Raw genomic sequence first — 1929 nt, 5'->3', positions numbered from 1 at the left:
TCTTTGCTGGAATATGTGTTGTTGGGGCGCGCGCCTCACCTTTCTCCTTTGCAAATGCCGGCAGCAGCCGATGTGGAAATTGCCCTTTCGGCGCTGGAAACGGTGGGGTTGCTGCCGCTGGTAAAACGCACCGTGCAGGCGCTGAGCGGTGGAGAATTTCAACTTCTGCTGGTAGCCCGTGCGCTGGCGCAGCAAGCCAGCCTGTTGTTGCTGGATGAGCCGACCTCTCATCTCGATCTGGGAAACAAGAAACGGTTGATCACCTGCCTGCAAAACCTGAGGGAAAACGGGACGACCATTCTGCTCACTTCTCACGAGCCGGAAGTGGTGGCCGCTCTGGCAGATCAGGTGGTGCTGATGCGCGGCGGGCAGGTTTTGCGCAGCGGGCTGCTGGATGAAGTCTGGCAGGCAGACCTGTTGAGCGATACTTATGGTATTCCCTTGCGGGTGTGGAAGTTTGACGGCCGCCGCCACCTTACCTGGGAGTGAACCGGAGCGTTCATGGACGGAGAATTGTGGATTATCAGCGGAGAGATTGGTCAGGGCAAGACCCGCTGGTGTGAACGTTTGATTCAACTTGCCCGTGAAGCAGACTGGCAGGTGAGCGGTGTACTCAGCCCGGGTGTCTTTCAGGAAGGCTATAAAGTTGGTATTGAAGCACTCGACCTGCGCAGCGGTGAACGTCGGCTGCTGGCACGCCGCCGGCAGGTGAACCAGGCTGGCCTGATCCACACCCGCGAATGGCAATTTGAAACCGAGACGGTGGAGTGGGGAAACACACTCTTTCAGCAGGCAGTACCCTGCGATCTGCTGGTGGTAGATGAGATTGGGCCCTTGGAACTGGAGCAGGGGCGGGGTTGGAGTGCAGCCCTGCCGGCAATTGAATCGCGGGCGTATCGGCTTGCGCTGGTGGTGATACGCCCTGCGTTGTTGCCATATGCTGAGAAATGGCAGCCGCATGCGGTCATTATGGTGCGAAAACCGGTAAAATAAAAGCGGGGTAGCTGTTCATCCCGGAAAGGAGTTGCGCGATGCGGCTGGCAAAGGTGGAATCTGCGCTGCGGGTGGTGCTGGCTTTTAATGAAGCCTTTAACCGGCATGATGTCAGTGGAATGATGGAGCGCATGAGCGAGGACTGCCTGTTTGAAAACACCCACCCCGCGCCGGATGGAACGTTATACAAAGGAAGACCAGCAGTCATGCGTTTTTGGCAAGAATTTTTTGAGCAGTCGCCGCAGGCGCAGATTGAGATTGAGGAGATTTTTGGCTTGGGCGAGCGCTGTGTGATGCGCTGGAAATATTCCTGGGTGGATACACAGGGGAGGAAGGGTCATGTGCGCGGCGTGGATGTGTACCGTGTGCGGGATGGGTTGATTTGTGAAAAACTCTCTTATGTGAAAGGATGAAGTAAAAATGATGAGAACAATCAGGCTGGGCGTAAGTGAGCTGGAAGTGCCGGTTGTGGCGGTCGGTTGCATGCGTATCAATCAATTACAGCCTAAAGAGGCTGAGCAGTTTGTCCAGACTGCTTTGGATCTTGGCGCAAACTTTTTTGATCATGCCGATATTTACGGCGGCGGCGCCTGTGAAGAAATATTTGCTCAGGCAATTCACATGAATGACCGTGTGCGTGAAAAGGTTATTCTGCAGTCAAAGTGCGGCATCCGCGAGGGACGTTACGATTTCTCGAAAGAACACATCCTCAATTCGGTGGATGGTATCCTGAGGCGTTTGCGTACGGATTATCTGGATGTGTTGCTGCTGCACCGGCCGGATGCCCTGGTAGAGCCAGAAGAAGTGGCAGAGGCGTTCGATATCCTGTACTCCACAGGAAAAGTCAGGTACTTCGGCGTATCCAATCACAAGCCGATGCAAATTGAGTTGTTGAAAAAATACGTCAGGCAGCCCATTCTCGCCAACCAGTTGCAG

Annotated in this window: 4 protein-coding genes; all 4 read left to right on the top strand. The window is 54.7% G+C overall.

Annotation, left to right across the window (positions count from 1 at the left end; translation table 11 throughout):
* A partial coding sequence (locus tag VAE48_RS05380) for an ABC transporter ATP-binding protein (RefSeq protein ID WP_322792293.1) occupies positions 1–489 on the top strand: 489 nt, incomplete at its 5' end.
* A 12-nt stretch (positions 490–501) separates the two neighbouring features.
* Positions 502–993, top strand: a complete 492-nt coding sequence (locus VAE48_RS05375) for a nucleoside-triphosphatase (protein WP_322792292.1) — start codon at positions 502–504, stop codon at positions 991–993.
* 38 nt (positions 994–1031) lie between these two features.
* A complete protein-coding gene (locus VAE48_RS05370; protein ID WP_322792291.1) occupies positions 1032–1406 on the top strand; it encodes a nuclear transport factor 2 family protein in 375 nt (124 codons plus the stop codon).
* 10 nt (positions 1407–1416) lie between these two features.
* Positions 1417–1929: aldo/keto reductase (locus tag VAE48_RS05365; protein ID WP_416181022.1), on the top strand; the 513-nt coding region annotated here is incomplete at its 3' end.

The organism is Bellilinea sp., from assembly GCF_034432615.1.
In the GTDB taxonomy this organism is placed as follows: domain Bacteria; phylum Chloroflexota; class Anaerolineae; order Anaerolineales; family Anaerolineaceae; genus Bellilinea.
Note: the sequence above shows the minus strand (reverse complement) of the source record. Positions and strands in the feature narration are given on the sequence as shown.

Bases quoted from the DNA above. Each gene is read 5' to 3' on its own strand.
- VAE48_RS05375 (WP_322792292.1), top strand. From the start codon at position 502: ATGGACGGAGAATTGTGGATTATCAGCGGAGAGATTGGTCAGGGCAAG.
- VAE48_RS05370 (WP_322792291.1), top strand. From the start codon at position 1,032: ATGCGGCTGGCAAAGGTGGAATCTGCGCTGCGGGTGGTGCTGGCTTTT.